Raw genomic sequence first — 18,706 nt, 5'->3', positions numbered from 1 at the left:
CTATTTTACAAAATATTTTTCAAGAACCTCCATCACCTGAGCCTCCAGCTCTTCCTTTCCACGGTTGTTCTCTATCACAAAGTCACATCGTTTTCTCAATTCATCACATGACATCTGCTTACTCATTATCTCCCTAGACTTCTCCGGGCTATAGCCACGATTCTCCTGAAGCCTTTGAATCCTAATATCATCATCTGTGATTATGCCGCAAATCTTGTGGCATATCTCATCACTTCCCGTCTCAAACATTATAGCACACTCATAAAAGCATATCTCGTCCGGATCCAAGTGCTCTACATAGCTCTTAACCTCTTTTTTTACCAAGGGATGAACTATTGCCTCCAGTCTTTCCATAAGCGTTTCGTCCTTATATACACGACTGGCAATATACTCTCTGTCAAGTTCCCCGTCAGCACCAATCACTTCCGGACCAAAAAGCTCCACAATCGGCTCAAAACCGGGCTCCCCTGCTCTCATAATCTTGGCTCCAACCGCATCGGCCATGATAATCCTGGCCCCAAAGCGCCTTTTAATAATATTCAAAACTTCTGATTTGCCACTTCCAACTCCACCAACAATTCCAATAATCATCTATCTCTCCATCAAAGAAAAATATTCCGCATCACTTCGCGGTATACCAATCCGAGCCCTGCTTAACCTCAGCAATCAACGGAACATCGAGTTTTGCCGCATTGACCATCTCGCTCTGGAGAATCTCTCTGACTATTTCAATCTCCTCTTCCTTGGTCTCTATGAGCAATTCATCGTGTATCTGAAGAATCAATCTCGACTCAAGTCCCTTTTCACGCAACTTTCTGTCGACATTTATCATTGCAATCTTGATTATATCCGCCGCAGTTCCCTGAATAGGAGAATTCTTGGCTATTCTCTCTCCAAACTGTCTCTGCATGTAGTTAGATGAAGACAACTCAGGTATCGGTCTTCTTCGTCCATAAAGAGATGTCACATATCCCTTGTTCTTTCCCGCATCTACAAGACCATCTAAATACTCCTTCAGCTTTGGATAAGATGCAAAATAGTCCTCTATATACTGCTCAGCCTGTTTCTTTGTTATGCCAAGATCTCTTGACAACCCAAATCCACTTATGCCATAGACAATACCAAAGTTAACCGCCTTGGCACTTCTTCTCTGAAGCTCTGTGACTTCATCATAAGGCACGTGGAATACAAGCGATGCCGTTGTCTGATGAATATCTGCATTTTCTCTATAAGCCTTTATAAGCTCATCATCTCCAGACATGTGAGCGAGGACTCTGAGTTCAATCTGAGAATAATCAGCGTCAAGAAATACATATCCCTGCTTTGGCACAAATACTTTTCTAATCTCTCGCCCTATGTCCATCCTTATCGGAATATTTTGCAAATTCGGCTCTGTACTGCTTAGTCGTCCGGTAGCAGTAATAGTCTGGTTAAAAGTGGTTCTGATGCGACCATCCGGGTCGATATAATTGGATAAACCATCTGCATATGTGGACTTGAGTTTAGACAACTGTCTGTACTCAAGTATATTTTCAACAATTGGATTTTCAACTCTAAGCTTCTCCAAAACCTCCGCCGATGTTGAGTACCCGGTCTTGGTCTTCTTCCCGTATGGAAGGTTCAGCTTTTCAAACAATACCACTCCCAACTGCTTTGGCGAGTTGATATTGAATTCCTCTCCTGCAAGTCTATATATGTCAGCTTGCAGCTCATCGATTTTCTCTGCCAATCTCTCTCCGTACCTGGCAAGCTCATCCTTCTTGATATATATACCCTCGCGCTCCATATTGTGAAGCGTTTTTACAAGCGGCATCTCCACCTGTGTAAACAACTCATAGGATTTTATATTCTTGAGTTTTCTTCGCATTGGTTTGAAAGCCAGGAAAGAAACCAATGCATCATAACAGTAGTATCTTACTACTTCTTTTCTCTTGCTCTCTATAAGGCTCGCTATCTTTTCTTTTCCAAAAAGCAACTCATACGTAGGCATGCTAATCTCTGCATATTCCATCGATATATCCTCAGAATAGTTGCTCTTTCCAAGAGGGTCAATTACATATGATGCAATCTCTGTATCAAAGTACTTTGTTATATCCACGTCCTGCATCTCGTCTAACTGGTCCTTGAGATTGTTGGTGACTAGAGTATCACAGCTCTCTTCTAATTTGCCCAGAGCTTCTCGTATATCATCTACCCCAATCTCATCTCCAACTCTGCAAAAATATACCATCTTCGAGTTGCATGCAAGAACCAGGCCTAAAATCCTAGGCTTTTCCTCTAAGACAAAGGTAAATTGTCCGCTGTTCTCGATTTCATCATCATTCTTTCCCTGAAGCAAAAGCTTAAAAGCAACTATATCCGACTCAAGACAAGTCTTAACTGCATGGCTAAATTGCTCTTTTTTATTAACATAGGCAAAGCCCTTCTCTACAGCAGCATTACCGCCACTATTCTGGAGTTTAAATCTTGAGAGAAATGTCTTAATCTCAAGTTTACTGAGGACATCATAGGCCGCCTCGTTATAAATATTCTCCAATTTGCAATCTTCTACATTTATTCCCAACTTGCAATCCACTTTGATTGTAGCAAGCTCCTTGCACAATTCAGCAAGTTTCACATTATTAGCTAGGTTTTCTTTGAGTTTCTTGCCACTAATATTGTCAATATTTGACAGAACATTTTCAAGTGTCCCATAAAGAGTCAACAACTTGAGAGCGGTCTTCTCACCAACGCCTGGAACACCGGGATAATTATCAGATGAATCTCCCATAAGTCCCTTCAAGTCTATAATCTGAATAGGTGTGATTCCATACTTTGCGATTACATCTGCAGGCTTATACTTTTCTACGGTTGTAGTACCTTTCATGCTTTTGGGAATCTTGACTGTGATCTTATCTGTAACCAACTGAAGCAAATCCTTATCTCCTGAGAGAATGGTTACATCATATCCCTTCTTCTCTCCAAGCTTAGCCATTGTTCCGAGAATATCATCCGCCTCAATCCCCGGCTCCTCTTTGATTGTAATACCCATGGCTTTTAACACGTCTTTGAGAACAGGAACCTGCTCCTTGAGCTCTCCCGGCATCGGAGACCTCTGCCCCTTGTATTCCTCAAACATCTTATGCCTAAATGTGGGCTTCTTGACATCAAAAGCCACCAGCATGTGTGTAGGATTCTCCTCATCCATGGTTTTAGTCAAAATATTCAAAAAACCGTACACTGCATTAGTGTGCAATCCTGCCTTGTTAGTCAAGGTAGGCACACCATAAAAGGCACGGTTTATAATACTATTTCCATCTATTAATAATAACTTGTCTTGCTGACTCATTGTAAGAAATCCCCCTCAAAGAATCTCATTTAAAAAATAGCACCTTTGTCGGAGATGCCGTCTGACAGAACTGCCATCGGAGGCACTCTCCAAACAAATGATGCCATATTAATTATTCTATTGAAACAAAATAGTAGTAAATAGGCTGTCCGCCGTATTCAACTTCCACTTCAACGTCTTCGTAACTACTCTCAATCTCGCTAGCTACATCTGTAGCTTCCTCCTCTGAAATCTCCTCACCATAATACAAGGTTATGAGTTCAGAGTCATCATCAATCAATCGCTTGATGAGCTCGACTGTAGTCTCTTTAATATCTTTACCAACAGCCTCAATGGTCTTATCACTGAGTCCCATAATATCTCCGGAGCTTATCTCCTTGCCGTCAATAGATGTGTCTCTGACTGCATAAGTGACCTGACCACTCTTGATATCTTGGGCAGCAGATAGCATCGATGCTGCATTGTCCTCTGTAGAGCTTCCCTCGGCATAATTAATCATCGCTGTTATGCCTTGAGCAATATTCTTAGTAGGAACAACAACAATCTCCTTATCTGTCGTAAGATCCTTGGCCTGATTAGCTGCCAAAACAATATTTGAGTTATTTGGCAGTATATAAATAACCTTAGCATTGACTTTCCCTATTGCACCGAGAATGTCATCTGTGCTAGGGTTCATAGTCTGCCCACCTTCGATGATATAGTCACAGCCAAGTCCCTTAAATATCTCAGATAATCCTTCACCGACAGATACACTGATAAATCCAACTTCCTTTGCCGGCTCTGCAGTTTCTTCTGCCTGTTCGGATTTTTCTTCCTTCTTGTATGTCTCGCTGGCATTTATGAGGATTTCGTTGTGCTCTTCTCTCATATTGTCAACTTTCATACTTGTCAACTGGCCATATGTCAATCCTTTCTGGAATGCAAGGCCGGGATCATTGGTATGTACGTGAACTTTTACAATATCATCATCTGATACACATACTATGGAATCTCCTATACTCTCAAGATAAGCTTTGAATTCGCGCTCATCCTTGTCAGTATACTCTTTCTCTAACAATACTATGAACTCTGTACAATATCCAAACTTGATATCTTCTGTGCTGATACCCTGTTTGGCTGCGCCCTTAGATGCTCCACCTTTTGTAGGAGTTACACCCTTCTTGCCCGGCGCTTCATTAAGTACGCTCTTGTAATCAACTTTCTTTCCTCTGAGACAGTCAAATGCTCCTTCGACAACTGTCAAAAGCCCCATACCACCCGAGTCAACAACTCCGGCTTCCTTCAAAACCGGAAGCATCTCAGGAGTCTGATCAAGAGTATTTCTCATCTCTTCGATGACTTCCTCCATAAATGGAATGATATCATCATGCTCGTCTTCTATCTCACGTGCCTTCTCGGCACCAGACTTTGCAACTGTTAAAATTGTTCCTTCCTTTGGCTTCATAACTGCCTTATAAGCCGAGTTAACTGCATTTTCAAATGCGTCAACCAAAGTGAGAACATCTACTTCCTCTCTCTTTTCAAGCGTCTTAGTAAATCCGCGCAAAAGCTGTGATAATATGACTCCTGAATTTCCACGAGCTCCTCTCAATGCTCCACCGGAAATCGCTTTGCAGATATCATACATCTTCACTTCTTCTATACTTTTTACGCTTTGAACTGATGACATGATAGTCATTGTCATATTAGTTCCAGTATCTCCATCCGGAACAGGAAATACATTCAGTTCATTGATGTACTCTTTCTTTGCTTGAAGTGCAGCAGCACCTGATAAAAAACACTTCCTAACAACTGCTGCATCAATCACATTAGTTGCCACCTTTATTGCCCTCCAAAAAACTAGATTCGATACCAGATTAGTCTACTAACCTTACTCCCTCTACAAGCACGGTTATCTTACCAACCTCCATACCGGTAAACTCTTCTATTTTGTATTTTACATTCTTAACAAGATTGCCTGCCACTGTCATAATACTTACACCATACGCCACAATAATATGCATAACAATATATATCTTATTATTCTGAACTTGTACCTCAACACCGTGTCTGATGCTATCTTTTTTCAATAAATTGACTAGTCCTTCTTTCATATTAACTGAAGCCATGCCAACTACACCAAAACACTCAACAGCAGCGGAGCCTGCATATTTTGCTAGAACATCTTCATCAACAACAACCTTGCCCATGTTTCCGTCCATCTGTCCTGCCATAATTAACCACCTTTCCATGTCTAAGTGTATTAGACATTTGATTTCTTTTAATACACATACATATATATTCTACTACATTCTAGGTGAAAAATCAAGCATGGGGACAGACCGCAATTTGTTTAATTCCAATGTCACGAAAAAAGTTCTGAATGCAAGCATCCAGAACTTCATTAGCTTTTTTAAAACACTTTAAACTATGCTCTCTCAACTTTGTCTGAACGAAGACAGGAAGTACATACATACATTTTCTTAGTACCACCATTAACCTTAACTCTTACAGACTTCAAGTTTGACTTCCACATCTTGTTGCTTCTCCTGTGAGAATGGCTCACTGCATTACCAAAATGTACGCCTTTTCCGCATACTGCGCACTTTGCCATGAAAAGCACCTCCTTTTGTATATCAAAACATTATTTTTTTCACACACAACATGTCAATTGTATCAAATGTCAAAGAATTATGCAAGTGTTTTTTTGAATTTTTTTTAATTATTCATATCATCACTCTACATCAACATCTTCGTCATCTTTTTTCTTGTCACCTTTAACCTTGTCGATGACATCCGGAACCATATCAAGTATCTTGGTGATTCCATCCTGATTCTTGACATTTACTAACTTAGTCTTACCGTCTTTGATAACAAGAACAGCACTTGGCTGGATCTTACCACCCATACCACCGCCGCCGTTATTCTTCTTCTGATCTGAATTTGTAAAGGCACCTGCTGCCACACCAAAACTCACATCGACAAGCGGTAATATAATGGTTCCATCATCAAACTTAACTGCGTCACCAATTACAGTCTTTGTTGTGATAAAACTATCCATGCCCTTGAATAAAGCCTCTACTGTGCTTCCAAAAGTATTCTCATTCATCTTGCCAAACCTCTCTTTCCTTTATCATATACTTCTTATAATACATTTCTAAATTCTCTATAGGTTCGCATCATTTCCTCGTCCCTATAGCATCTAATAATCACGCGCAAGAAAAATATAACTCGCATTCTTCCCTTAACGAAACCGTCAGCTGTAAAAACCTTCTCCTCAAAATCAGGCTCAATCTTTACACCATCCATGTATGCAATCGGCGTGAGACCCACAGCTCCTATAATCCACCCTGTAGTACAAGGGTCTCCCGTTCCCACATTAAATCTTCCGCTTATCTTGTATGGAAGAATATACTTTACAATTCCTATAAACTCTTTCTTGACTTTGTCGAAAACTCGCTGATTCCCCGAATCTTTCAACATTTTTATTATACTAGATATCTTATCAAATGAAAAGTTCTTTTTTGCTTTTTTTGCATTCTTTCCGGCCCTCTTGGCCTTCTTCAAAAGTCCCTCCTTAGGAATCTTCTCCTCATAGCCAAGTTCCGGATCTATCTCGTCATCATCAGAAAGCCTCTCATCATCATAATCACTCTCAACTGAAAAATTGCTGACCTTTTCCTCATGGTTTTCCGCTTCCTCGTGATAGTCATCTACAAGTCCAACGTCACTGTTTTCCACGTGAATATCTTCGTAAACTTCGTCCTCGCGGCCCATTTTTCTACGAAACCATGACTTAACTGCTGCAACATCAATTCCGAAAACATAAAGCTTTGGCTTACTGCTTGATATTCCCTTTTTGTATTGCACCGCCCTGAGAAACCACGACACTCTGTAATTCACTCTTACTTTATCTTCTGTCTCGAATATCGCCGCATATCTAACGGGAACAAACAAGACTGCAAGCAATGCTAAAAGAACAATACCAAGAATGATCAAAAGCACAATTCCTATTACTTTTAATATAGTTAATATAACCATAACATCGCCTTTCTCTACTTTTTGCCCTTACAAAAGTCCTTCTTGGGATAATATGATCTGACATCAAAGTCTATGTCTTTCTCATACCCCTCGCTGACTATTGAAGACACTAGTTCCACTGCCTCTTGGTTTGTCTTTGCGATTCCAACGATATAAATATCCTTGACGCCATAATACTTAAAAAACATTTGGTCTGTGGGTATGATTTCAAGCAAGTTGTCAGAATTTTCAGCAAGGCAAATTATATAATAGCTCCTCTTAAACGGAAGCTTGGCGAAGACACTCCTCTTCTCCACATCTCTTTTGAAGACCTTTTCCTTGCCTGAAAGCGACGAACTGACAATCAAATCCTTATACCAAAAAATCACTTATATCGCCTTCCTTTTTCTCGCTCTGGATGACCTCGAGTATCTCAGATACGTAGAACGCCCTCTCGCTATCAGATCTAGCAGTAAACAAGTTGAGCATGACATATTCTTCTAGAGAAGAGCTAAAGTCAACTGATGCCGGCATCAAGGCATTGATATTCTTGATGAGAATTTTTCTGATACTGGTTGGCGCTTTGGATAGACACTCATCCAACTCATTGATAAGCTCTCCAGTCATCGCGACAACATCTCCCGATACCGCTCTATCACCATCTCCCTCTAGTTCAGCATATACACTGCTTGAGAAGAGTTTCTCTATATCTATTATTTCCGATATAGATTTAACTAGATCGCTATCTACACCACATCTCTTCGCATTTTCCATCAATACTTCACTAATGCCATGTAATTCACTCACATCACTGACCAGATCCGCAAACATTCTATCCATTTTGTCTGTGAACTTATCATCAGGCTGCTCCCCGTCAATTGTGCCGGTAATGTACTTGATAACTTCTTCTGTGAGAAGCCCCTTATCACCCTGGAGATTGTTGGCATCAACATATCTGCGAAGCAAACTATAAGCATAGATGTTATTAATCATTTCCTGGCTCGAGTAAAGAGCGTCTATTACATAGTCCACATCATCTATGAGTTTTTTGGCCATCAAAAATGCCGCTTCACAGTCACCTTCGGTGAAGTCGTCAAAATCAATCTCCCTGAGCTTTGCAAGACCTGCTTCTATACCGGCGTCTTGGACCTTTTCATCTACGGATTTAGCAAGCGCTGCTGTCCTGCATTTATATGCAAAAGACTCAAATGACTGAAGATCGCCTTCAAAAATCTTCACAAAATTCTCTATCTTGTTAAATAGCTTATTCTTCGTTATCTTCTCTGGAATAAGTGGCATGATATCCGCGTATCTTGCCTTTTTCTGAGCATCCGTCTCCCCTAGGAGAATATAATTTCTAATCTCATCAATAACTTTTGGCTCAGTATGATCGGCCAAAAAGTCCTTTGCCTTGTTGCCAAAATCAAATTCTCTTATATTGAGCAATTCCAAGTAGACACTTAATTCATCCACATATCTGGAATAAGACTCTGCCAGAGTACAATTATTCTCTCTTATTTTGAGCAATCTCTCAAGAGATTCGTCAGTCACCTCTCGGTTGCCCAAGTGATTGTCAACTACAACTCTCACTTCCTCCTGCAACTTTGATACAGGAGTGTTTTCCACTTTGTCCGGTATGTTTTTTACATAATACCCAGACATAAAAAGTATATTAAAGCAGGAAAACTTGATATAGATATCATACATCTCATCAACTATTTCCTTTAATTCTACGTCAATATCCGTCTTCTTTTCTATCGACTTTATCTTTCGTCTAATATTGTTCATTCTCTCACCTTTCAGTTATTTAAATAGTCAGCACCCATCCACTAAGCCACTGCAAGCCATCCTTGACATAATCATACTTCACAGGCTGTCCCGAGAGTAGTGGATAGAACAGTACAAATATAGCAAAAGCCACACCGCAATATGCATATATGAGCTTTCTTGTCTTAGGATTTTCTCCCCAGAACAAGGAAAGTGAATAAACAACCATCATTGCCACAAATGGCACACTTGGGAAGTAATGGTATGCAAATGTACATCGCTCTACAAGCATCCATGGCAAATACTGTACAAGATATGCAAAAATCATAAATAGTGCAATTCTATCATATTTCTTAAATATTCTATATACCATATGAATAGTTGCAAATATACCTGCCCACCATACAAGAGGATTACCAAATGCACTGATACCCTCTTTTAAGCCGTTGGCAAGGGTCTGACTGTAATAGAATACAGGTCTGATCATAACCGGCCACTCATACCAAACTGATGAATATGGATGTGTGGCATCCAACTGACTGTGGTAGCTATACATAGTCTTCTGGTTATTGATCATCTGCATAAACAAGTTATCTGTACTTCCATCGCTAAATGGAATATATGAACAAAGGTAGATTAATCCCGGAATAACCATGAAGAAAATCACACAAAATCCGATAGTTCTCCAGAAGTATTTTGTAAAATTCTCTGCGATATACTTGTGCGAAATTCCCTCTGTACTTCCACCAGGATTATTTCTTGCTATACAGAACTCTCTATATCTCTGGAACATGATTGCAAAGAAGAACACTGCAAGTCCGGCTGCTGCATATACAGCTGTCCACTTACTTGCGCAACCGAGTCCCATCATAACACCTGCTAATCCCAAAGGAATAAGTGTCTTCTTAAACTCAGTATCATAAAAACTTGTTTGCGCATAGCGAAGCATGAAGTAGAACATTGCCATTATGAAAAATGTTCCGTAAACGTCAATCGTCGCAATTCTGGTCTGAGCAAAGTGCATGAAATCAAATGCAAAAAGCGATCCTAGAACGATTGCCATCCAACGCTTTCTGAACAATCTCATACCAAACATATAAATGAGCGGTATCATACCAACACCAAAAACAGTTCCCACTATTCTCCAACCAAATGGATTCATACCAAAGATTCTAATTCCAAGTGATATGAAGAATTTTCCAAGTGGTGGATGTGTATTCTCATAGCAATACATATGATGAATCATCTCATATGCTGTTCTCGCATGATAAATCTCATCAAAATATGTTCCGTCTCTAAATGTAGGAATATCCACATATTCGTCTTGCTCATCAAAGAGCTCTTTGTACTCATCTTTGTTTACCGGAAGAATGAGTTTTCCGGACTTTTCCTTGAATGCTAGTTCAAGTAAAGTGCCCTCATTGTGAGCTAGGGAGAACCTGAGATATCTGGCAGTAAGATTGAATCCCGGTGTAGGATTTTCCTCACTTGCATTAATACCAAGGTCGTTCCACTTAAATACTTTATCTACGGTAACACTTCCCAAATTATTGTAATTTGTTCCATCGTTACTTGCCTCAACATAGTATATTCTTCCCTCATAGTTTCCACAGAAAGCATACATGTTGGTGAAGTCCTTCTGCTCACCAAAATCTAGGACTATCTGCTGCCCCGCCTTATTTCCAAACCAACCGGTCTCAGGTGCATGGGCATTTCCAAGGTCTCTGAAAGCAAAGAATGAATATACAGCCATCAGAGAAAATATTGCTATGAGGTCAATCTTAGTAATCTGTAATTTTGGCGCCGAAGGAAGAATTGTAAACTTAAACTTCTTCTTCTCTTCCTTAGGCATAGTTCTTATGAGCCTTGCCTTCTTGTCCTTCTTACTCTCATTGTTAGGAATAATTGTAGGCTCTGTCACAACTTCTGTCTTCTTAAATATAGCATAAAGTGTATATCCAAAGAAGAAAATAGTTCCAACTGCTGTTGCTCCCACAATATAGCCGGAAGGTCCCGTCGTTCCCTCCTCTGCCCATGCATAATACACATGAGCGACATTTAAGAACTGAAGAACTGCCGCCGAAGCAAAGCAGAAAAATACTTCCTTACAAGGTCTGTAGATAAATGCTGCCAACAAGAGAACTATAGCCGGGAACAAATATCTCTCATGCATACGAACTGAGAACAAGAACATATTGGTAAGAAGTACAGCCATGCTCATAAAGTACTTTGACTTGTCATTCTTCATCTTGAAGTAAACAAGAGCTGATAAGGCAACTGACACAAGGATAGCTACTGTTCCCCAGTTAACTGCCTTGACAAACAAAAACTTCTCATTTTGGCTTACCCAGTTCTTTCCAACGATAGCCCAGAAATTGTAAGCATTGATAGTACAATACTCGAACAATCCCAAACTGTTGATATACTTAGGAATTACAACATCAAGACCAAATGGAATACAGAAGATAAACATTGACGCAATCGCGCCGAGACCGCCAACCAAGTCGCGGACCATTTTCTTGACATTGAAGTCATGTAAAAATACCTGATCAATAATCGTATAGATGAGGATAGGCGCAAACATAATAGTCTGGAACTTGAGAAGGGCTCCGAGACAGAAAACAAAGTATGCAGCTATTCTCTTCTGTTTCATACACAAGTAACAAACAAGAAGTATGCAAAGTGTAAATACACTGTCAACCTGACCCCAAATCGCCGAGTCAATAGTTGTAATTGGGCTGAGTGCGTAGATTACAGCAAGTGTCACTGAAGCAAACTCAGAAAATCTCTCTTTGGCGAGTTTGTAGATGACAAATCCAGCTGCGATATCGCAGAGAATAGGAACGAGCTTGATAAACATAATTCCATAATCGCCGTAATTATCGATTTTGAATAGATGTCTTAAGCATGCCATAATCCAGAGGACAAACAAATATCCCGGTGGATAACCATTTCCCTCGTCTACGTAGTAGAATCTGCCGATTCCCTCATTGTAGATCGTATCTGACCAAGATCTAAAGCAATTGATATCTCCGATATATCCATCGTACTTAAATGCCAGGTAGAGCTTGATAATAAGCGCAATACCCATGACAATCGAGATATACATCCAATTGAACTTCATCTCTTTCTCTCTGATTCCTCTAAATCCGATTACTTCCGGCTTTAGAGCATACTTATAAACTGCCCAAAATGTAATAATTGATAATACTGTTACTGTGATGATATCCTTAAACATTAGTATATTTTCTCCCTTGTTTTATTTTACATGTTCATGTGTAAACAAATGCTCGGAACAATATTCATAATTCCCTCTGCACTTACTGCAGTATCTAAACTCAAGGTTCGGTGCATCTAGCTCTGTTCTTCCGCAAATTGCACACTTATGTCGAGGTCCCTGACCCGAGCCACCACTGTTCTTCGATCTATCAGACTGCCTCTTCTTGGTCTTGACTTTGACCTTTTGAGTGTATCTCTTAGTCGGTCTCGTCAAGAAGTAGAATACTACAAAGTCTATCAATGCCGCTACAATCAAAAACATATTCATGATATATTGGAACTGACCCGACATGAAAAATGTCACAATATTGTATACATTGAATCCCAAGTACAAATACCCAAGCCATTTGGCCTTTACCGGAATCAAGAAATATAACATAAATTGTGTATCCGGAAACAAAAAGGCAAATATCAAAAACATCGCAAGATTAATCTCTTCCAGTGTAATCTGTGCCGAGAGACTCAATCCTATGAATTGTCCCATATTCGCGCCGTTTGCACTAATCAATACAAAGTAGTATCCAAATGTAAATAGTATTATGAGTATGATGCCAAAGAAGTAAAATGCGTTAAACTTAAATGTTCCCCACATATTCTCTAGCACTCTTCCTATCCAAAAATAGATATAAAGCATGATGGCATAAAACAGTAGATTTATGATAAATCCACCGTCCGAGAGATTGAGTGACGGATACAATACAAATGTCACCAACCTCCACACCTGTCCATGTAATATCTGATAAACATCGAGACTCAGAAAGCTGTAATACAAAGTTGGATTGATAATTCCAAGTATGCTTCCCACCACGTTGATTATGCACATATACAACATGAGATTTTTTATAGCAAACTTTCCGAGTTTCCTCTCCAAATTGTCCATAAAATTCATTGTATAATCTCCTAAAATAGATTCTTTCTCCAAAATACCAATGACACGCCGAGGGCGATAAACAGTGCCACTACCACAACTATGACAAATCCAAACGGATTATGCCCAAGGGGAATATTATCAAAATTCATGCCGTAGAAACTGGCAATCATAGTAGGAATAGACAGCACAATTGTCACAGTTGACAAGAATTTCATTACCACGTTGAGGTTATTGGAAATAACCGAGGCAAAGGCATCCATCATTCCACTGAGGATTCCACTGTAGATGTTGGCCATCTCGATGGCCTGCTTGTTTTCTACGATTACATCCTCCAAGAGCTCCTCATCCTCCGGATACTTCTTAACTTTATCTGTGCGCAATAATTTTTCTAACACAGTTTCGTTTGAACGCAATGACGTGGTAAAGTATACCAGACTCTTTTCCAATTCCAAGAGTTCGATCAACTCTTTGTTCTTCTGAGATTTGTGAAGCTCATCCTCTATCTGGTCACTCTTTCGATTGATAATTCGAAGATATCTCAGATAAGATGTGGCATTTCTATACAAAATCTGGAACACAAATCTAGTCTTCTTGTAAGTATAGAATTCCTTCACTCTATCATTCATAAACGCCGTCAATATCGGTGTTTCCTCAAGACAAACTGTGACAATCATAGTCTTGGTAATATATATACCAAGCGGAATAGTCACATATCTATCCTTCTCATCGAGAGATGGAATGTCAACCACGATAATAACGTAGTCATTTTCATGCTCAATACGCGATCTCTCCTCATCATCCAGCGGAGCACGAAGATCGTCAATATCAATATTAGTCGCCTCACTGATTTTGTTGAGTTCCTCGTATGTCGGGGCTGTAAGTGCCACCCAACAGCCTTCCTCTAGGGCTTTAAGTTCCTTTATAGATTCGTCTTTTTTGAATATCTGAAGCATACACAAACTCCCCTCTCGTGAAAATATTCCGCACCGGGTCAATTCCATGCAAATCCATGTTTTGACCTAAAAGCACAGACATATTAATTATACTTTTTTGAGTGCCTTTTGTCAAATGATTTAGATTACGATTTGCTTTGACAAATCGCTTAAGATAGGATATACTAAAATTTAGTGCTCTTTATATATAAATATAAGAAGATTTTTTTGAATGGAGGATGCACAATGAATCGTATTGGTATTGATATTGGATCTACTACGGTCAAGATAGCCATAATCAATGATAATAATGAAATTCTATTTTCAGATTATCAACGTCATTATGCAAATATTCAGGAGACCTTGAAAAGTATTGTAGAAAAGGCTCTTGGAGAAATAGGTGATATGCCTGTAGCTCCTATGATTACAGGATCTGGCGGATTGTCCATATCCAAACATTTAGATATACCATTTGTGCAAGAAGTTGTAAGTGTGGCAACTAGTCTCAAGGACTTCGCACCACAAACTGATGTTGCAATAGAACTCGGTGGAGAGGATGCCAAGATAATCTACTTCACTGACGGTATTGAACAACGAATGAACGGAATCTGCGCCGGAGGTACAGGTTCATTTATCGACCAGATGGCCTCTCTCTTGAAGACAGACGCAGCTGGTCTCAATGAGTATGCAAAGAATTATCAAGCAATCTATCCTATCGCCGCGCGATGTGGAGTATTTGCCAAAACAGATATACAACCACTGATTAACGAGGGAGCCGCCAAGGAGGATTTGGCCGCATCCATCTTCCAAGCAGTGGTAAATCAGACAATCAGTGGCCTAGCATGCGGAAAGCCTATTCGCGGAAATGTTGCATTTCTCGGTGGTCCGCTCCACTTCCTGACAGAACTTAAGGCCGCATTTATAAGAACTTTGAAGCTTGAAGAGGATGCCATAATCGCACCGGTTCACTCTCACCTCTTCGCAGCAAGTGGTGCAGCTATGAACTCTACCGGCGAAGGCGAGACAACTCTCAAGAAATTATTCAAAAAACTCAATTCAGAGATTCACTTAGAGTTTGAAGTCACCCGTATGGAGCCACTCTTCGCTTCGGAAAAGGAGTATGCTGAATTCACCGAAAGACATAATCAGCATGCAGTTAAAAAAGCCGACCTTGCTTCCTATGAGGGCAATGTATTCCTTGGAATCGATGCCGGCTCCACAACCACGAAAGTTGCGCTTGTAGCCGAGGACGGATCCCTTTTGTATTCATTTTATGATAACAACAACGGAAGCCCCCTTAAAACTACAATCAAGGCAATAAAGGAAATCTATGAACTTCTCCCAGAGGGGGCAAACATCGTTCGCTCCTGCTCCACCGGATACGGAGAAGCTCTTATAAAGTCCGCTCTGATGCTAGACGAAGGCGAAGTTGAGACTGTATCTCACTACTATGCCGCATCATTCTTCGACCCTGAAGTTGATTGTATCTTAGACATCGGCGGACAGGATATGAAATGCATCAAAATCAAGAACAACTCCGTAGACAGCGTACAGCTCAACGAAGCATGTTCTTCCGGATGCGGATCATTTATCGAGACTTTCGCCAAGTCTCTCAACTACGAAGTAAAAGAGTTCGCTAAGCTGGCTCTATTTGCTGAGAATCCAATCGACTTGGGTTCAAGATGTACCGTATTTATGAATTCCAAGGTAAAGCAAGCCCAAAAGGAAGGTGCCACAGTCGCTGACATCTCATCCGGTCTTGCAATCTCGGTTATTAAAAATGCTCTGCTCAAAGTTATTAAGCTCACGGATCCAAAGGATCTTGGAACTCACGTGGTCGTACAAGGCGGAACATTTTACAATGATGCTGTTCTCAGGAGTTTTGAGAGAGTATCAGGCTGTACAGCAGTCAGACCGGATATTGCGGGAATCATGGGCGCTTTTGGTGCAGCTCTCATCGCAAGGGAGCACTACGAAAGCGATGTGCCTACCACTATGCTTTCACTTGAAGATATCATCAGCCTCAAATTTGAGAGTTCCATGTCTAGGTGTAAGGGATGTACAAACCACTGTCTTCTCACCATCAACAAGTTCGGTGGCGGACGACAGTTCATCTCAGGTAACCGCTGCGAGCGCGGGCTTGGAAAAGAGAAAAGCAATAAAAATATTCCAAACCTATATGAATACAAGAATTATCGCTTGTTCAATTATTATAAGCCTCTCTCACCTGACAAGGCTTACCGAGGCAAAGTTGGAATTCCTCGAGTTCTCAATATGTATGAAAATTATCCGTTCTGGTATACTTTCTTTACAGAACTTGGCTACGAGGTAATCTTATCTCCTAAGTCAACTCGCGGAATCTACTCACTTGGAATCGAGTCAATCCCAAGTGAATCGGAGTGCTATCCTGCTAAGTTGGCACATGGACACGTGGCATGGCTTCTCAATCACGGAATCAAGTATATCTTCTATCCTTGTATTCCTTACGAGAGAAAAGAGTTTGACGGTGCGGGAAATCACTACAACTGTCCTATCGTCACATCCTACGGCGAAAATATCAAAAATAATGTAGAAGAACTTCAATCCGAAGATATAATATACCAAAATCCTTTCCTCTCCTTTGAGTCAGAAGAGATTCTTGAAAACGAGCTGGCAAAGGTTATGTCCGAGTCAAACAACATCCCTGAGAGCGAGATTCGTAGCGCTGTCAAGGTGGCATTTGAGGAACTTGAACATACAAGAGATGACATCCGTAAGAAGGGCGAGGAAGTCCTAAAATGGATGAAAGAAAATAACAAAAAGGGAATCGTCCTTTCCGGTCGTCCTTATCACATCGATCCAGAGATTAACCATGGAATTCCTGAGTTGATTACAAGTTATGACATTGCCGTATTGTCTGAAGATAGCATCTCACATCTGGCTCCAATCGACAGGCCTACTATCGCCATGGACCAGTGGATGTATCACTCAAGACTATATGCTGCAGCTTCATTTATCAAAACCCAGGATAATCTGGAGCTCATACAGCTCAATTCATTTGGATGCGGTCTGGATGCAGTAACGACAGATCAGGTCAATGACATACTGACAAAATCAGGCAAGATATGCACTGTTTTGAAAATCGATGAGGTAAACAACTTAGGTGCGGCAAGAATTCGTATTCGCTCTCTCATCTCCGCTGTCAAGGACAGAGATAGAAAGGGCATTAAGCCAAAACCGGTTGATACTTCTTACAAGCGAGTTGAGTTTACAGAAGACATGCGAAAGAATTATACAATTCTAGCGCCTCAGATGTCTCCTATTCATTTTGACATGCTCATACCGGCTATGGCAGCATGCGGTTATACTTTTGTTCAACTTCCAACAGGCGGTGACGAACTCGATTACGGCCTGAAGTATGTTAATAATGATGCATGCTACCCTTCACTCATAGTTGTAGGACAGATTATGAAAGCGCTTCTCTCAGGTGAATATGATCTTGACAGAACGGCTGTTATCATCTCCCAGACCGGTGGTGGATGTCGTGCAACAAACTATATAGGCTTTATCCGACGCGCACTTCAAAATGCCGGCATGGAACAGATACCTGTTATCTCACTCAGTGCCGGTGTAGAGGCAAACTCCGGATTCCACATCAACTATAGATTGCTAAAGGGTGCACTTCACGCCCTGATTTACGGCGATTTATTTATGAGAGTTGTATACAAGACTAGACCTTATGAGAAGGTGCCCGGTTCGGTTAATAAGCTCCACGAAAAGTGGAAAAACATATGTATAGAAGCGGTTAAGCACCCTAAGAATTCCGAATTCAAGAAAAATATAACCGGAATCATCAAGGACTTCGACAGCATAGAGATAGACGAGAGTATCAAAAAGCCAAAAGTTGGAATCGTTGGAGAAATCCTAGTAAAATTCCTTCCTGCGGCCAACAATTACATCGTCGAGCTCCTCGAAAAAGAGGGCGCAGAAGCAGTATGCCCTGATATGCTCGATTTCTTCATGTATAGCCTGTATGATTCCATCTATCAAGCGGAACATTTTGGTAAATCTAAGACCAGCAAGTTGGTGGGTAAAGCAGGTATATGGTATCTCGAGAATGCCAGAAAGCACATGAAAAAAGAATTAGAAAAGAGCAACCGTTTCGAAGCACCACCATCAATATACGATCTTGTGGACTACGCTTCGCCATTCGTATCTGCCGGTAATCAAACCGGAGAGGGTTGGTTCCTAACAGGAGAAATGATAGAACTCATCCATAGCGGTGTCAAAAACATCGTATGTACTCAGCCATTTGGTTGTCTGCCTAACCACGTAGTTGGAAAGGGAGTTATCAAACCTCTGAGAAAATCATTCCCTGGTGCTAATATCGTTGCAGTAGACTACGATCCAGGTGCAAGTGAAGTTAATCAGCTCAACCGTATCAAGCTTATGCTTGCAACAGCAAACGAGGCTCTTAACGACTAAATAAAAGGGGCTGTCGCACTAAGACAGTTTAAAAACAGGAAGAGTCCAACCGACTCGAGACGCAAT

13 protein-coding genes are annotated in these 18,706 nt (G+C 40.6%); 1 reads left to right on the top strand and 12 read right to left on the bottom strand.

The window, feature by feature from the left end:
• The 12 genes from coaE to L877_RS0107780 all read right to left on the bottom strand — a co-directional run bounded on the left by coaE (position 1) and on the right by L877_RS0107780 (position 14,197).
• Complete coding sequence (gene coaE / locus L877_RS12710) at positions 1 to 591, bottom strand: dephospho-CoA kinase (protein WP_051437756.1); 591 nt, start codon at positions 589 to 591, stop codon at positions 1 to 3.
• Positions 592 to 622: 31 nt separating this feature from the next.
• Positions 623 to 3,328: a DNA polymerase I gene (polA, locus tag L877_RS0107830; RefSeq protein WP_026835580.1), complete on the bottom strand. Its 2,706-nt coding sequence runs from the start codon at positions 3,326 to 3,328 to the stop codon at positions 623 to 625.
• Between the two features lie 112 nt (positions 3,329 to 3,440).
• Entirely contained in the window at positions 3,441 to 5,147 is a 1,707-nt protein-coding gene (locus tag L877_RS0107825; RefSeq protein WP_026835579.1) for a DAK2 domain-containing protein, read from the bottom strand.
• Between the two features lie 37 nt (positions 5,148 to 5,184).
• Positions 5,185 to 5,541 (bottom strand): Asp23/Gls24 family envelope stress response protein, encoded by a 357-nt coding sequence (locus tag L877_RS0107820; RefSeq protein ID WP_026835578.1) that lies wholly within the window; start codon positions 5,539 to 5,541, stop codon positions 5,185 to 5,187.
• A gap of 194 nt (positions 5,542 to 5,735) precedes the next feature.
• Positions 5,736 to 5,921 carry a 50S ribosomal protein L28 gene (gene rpmB, locus L877_RS0107815; protein ID WP_026835577.1) on the bottom strand — a complete coding sequence of 62 codons (186 nt, stop codon included), beginning with the start codon at positions 5,919 to 5,921 and terminating at the stop codon, positions 5,736 to 5,738.
• A gap of 120 nt (positions 5,922 to 6,041) precedes the next feature.
• Positions 6,042 to 6,416: a GerW family sporulation protein gene (locus tag L877_RS0107810; RefSeq protein ID WP_026835576.1), complete on the bottom strand. Its 375-nt coding sequence runs from the start codon at positions 6,414 to 6,416 to the stop codon at positions 6,042 to 6,044.
• Between the two features lie 35 nt (positions 6,417 to 6,451).
• On the bottom strand, positions 6,452 to 7,348 hold the full coding sequence (locus tag L877_RS0107805) for a DUF2953 domain-containing protein (protein WP_026835575.1): 897 nt from the start codon (positions 7,346 to 7,348) through the stop codon (positions 6,452 to 6,454).
• 14 nt (positions 7,349 to 7,362) lie between these two features.
• Positions 7,363 to 7,716: a hypothetical protein gene (locus L877_RS12705; RefSeq protein ID WP_051437755.1), complete on the bottom strand. Its 354-nt coding sequence runs from the start codon at positions 7,714 to 7,716 to the stop codon at positions 7,363 to 7,365.
• On the bottom strand, positions 7,700 to 9,115 hold the full coding sequence (locus L877_RS0107795) for a hypothetical protein (protein ID WP_026835574.1): 1,416 nt from the start codon (positions 9,113 to 9,115) through the stop codon (positions 7,700 to 7,702). The genes L877_RS12705 and L877_RS0107795 overlap by 17 nt, the downstream gene beginning before the upstream one ends.
• 19 nt (positions 9,116 to 9,134) lie before the next feature.
• The gene (locus tag L877_RS13560) at positions 9,135 to 12,332 is read right to left on the bottom strand and encodes a glycosyltransferase family 39 protein (RefSeq protein WP_051437754.1); all 3,198 of its coding nucleotides are present in this window, start codon (positions 12,330 to 12,332) and stop codon (positions 9,135 to 9,137) included.
• A 21-nt stretch (positions 12,333 to 12,353) separates the two neighbouring features.
• On the bottom strand, positions 12,354 to 13,262 hold the full coding sequence (locus L877_RS0107785) for a rhomboid family protein (RefSeq protein WP_026835573.1): 909 nt from the start codon (positions 13,260 to 13,262) through the stop codon (positions 12,354 to 12,356).
• Positions 13,263 to 13,273: 11 nt separating this feature from the next.
• On the bottom strand, positions 13,274 to 14,197 hold the full coding sequence (locus tag L877_RS0107780; RefSeq protein ID WP_026835572.1) for a magnesium transporter CorA family protein: 924 nt from the start codon (positions 14,195 to 14,197) through the stop codon (positions 13,274 to 13,276).
• 225 nt (positions 14,198 to 14,422) lie between these two features.
• Between L877_RS0107780 and L877_RS0107775 the strand changes: the two genes are divergently transcribed.
• A complete protein-coding gene (locus L877_RS0107775) occupies positions 14,423 to 18,640 on the top strand; it encodes a 2-hydroxyacyl-CoA dehydratase (RefSeq protein ID WP_026835571.1) in 4,218 nt (1,405 codons plus the stop codon).
• Positions 18,641 to 18,706 lie beyond the last annotated feature (66 nt).

Origin of the sequence: Eubacterium xylanophilum ATCC 35991 (genome assembly GCF_000518685.1) — a bacterium.
GTDB classification, from domain to species: Bacteria; Bacillota; Clostridia; order Lachnospirales; family Lachnospiraceae; genus Eubacterium_F; species Eubacterium_F xylanophilum.
The sequence above is the reverse complement of the archived record's forward strand: the minus strand, read 5'-3'. Positions and strand labels throughout refer to the sequence as shown.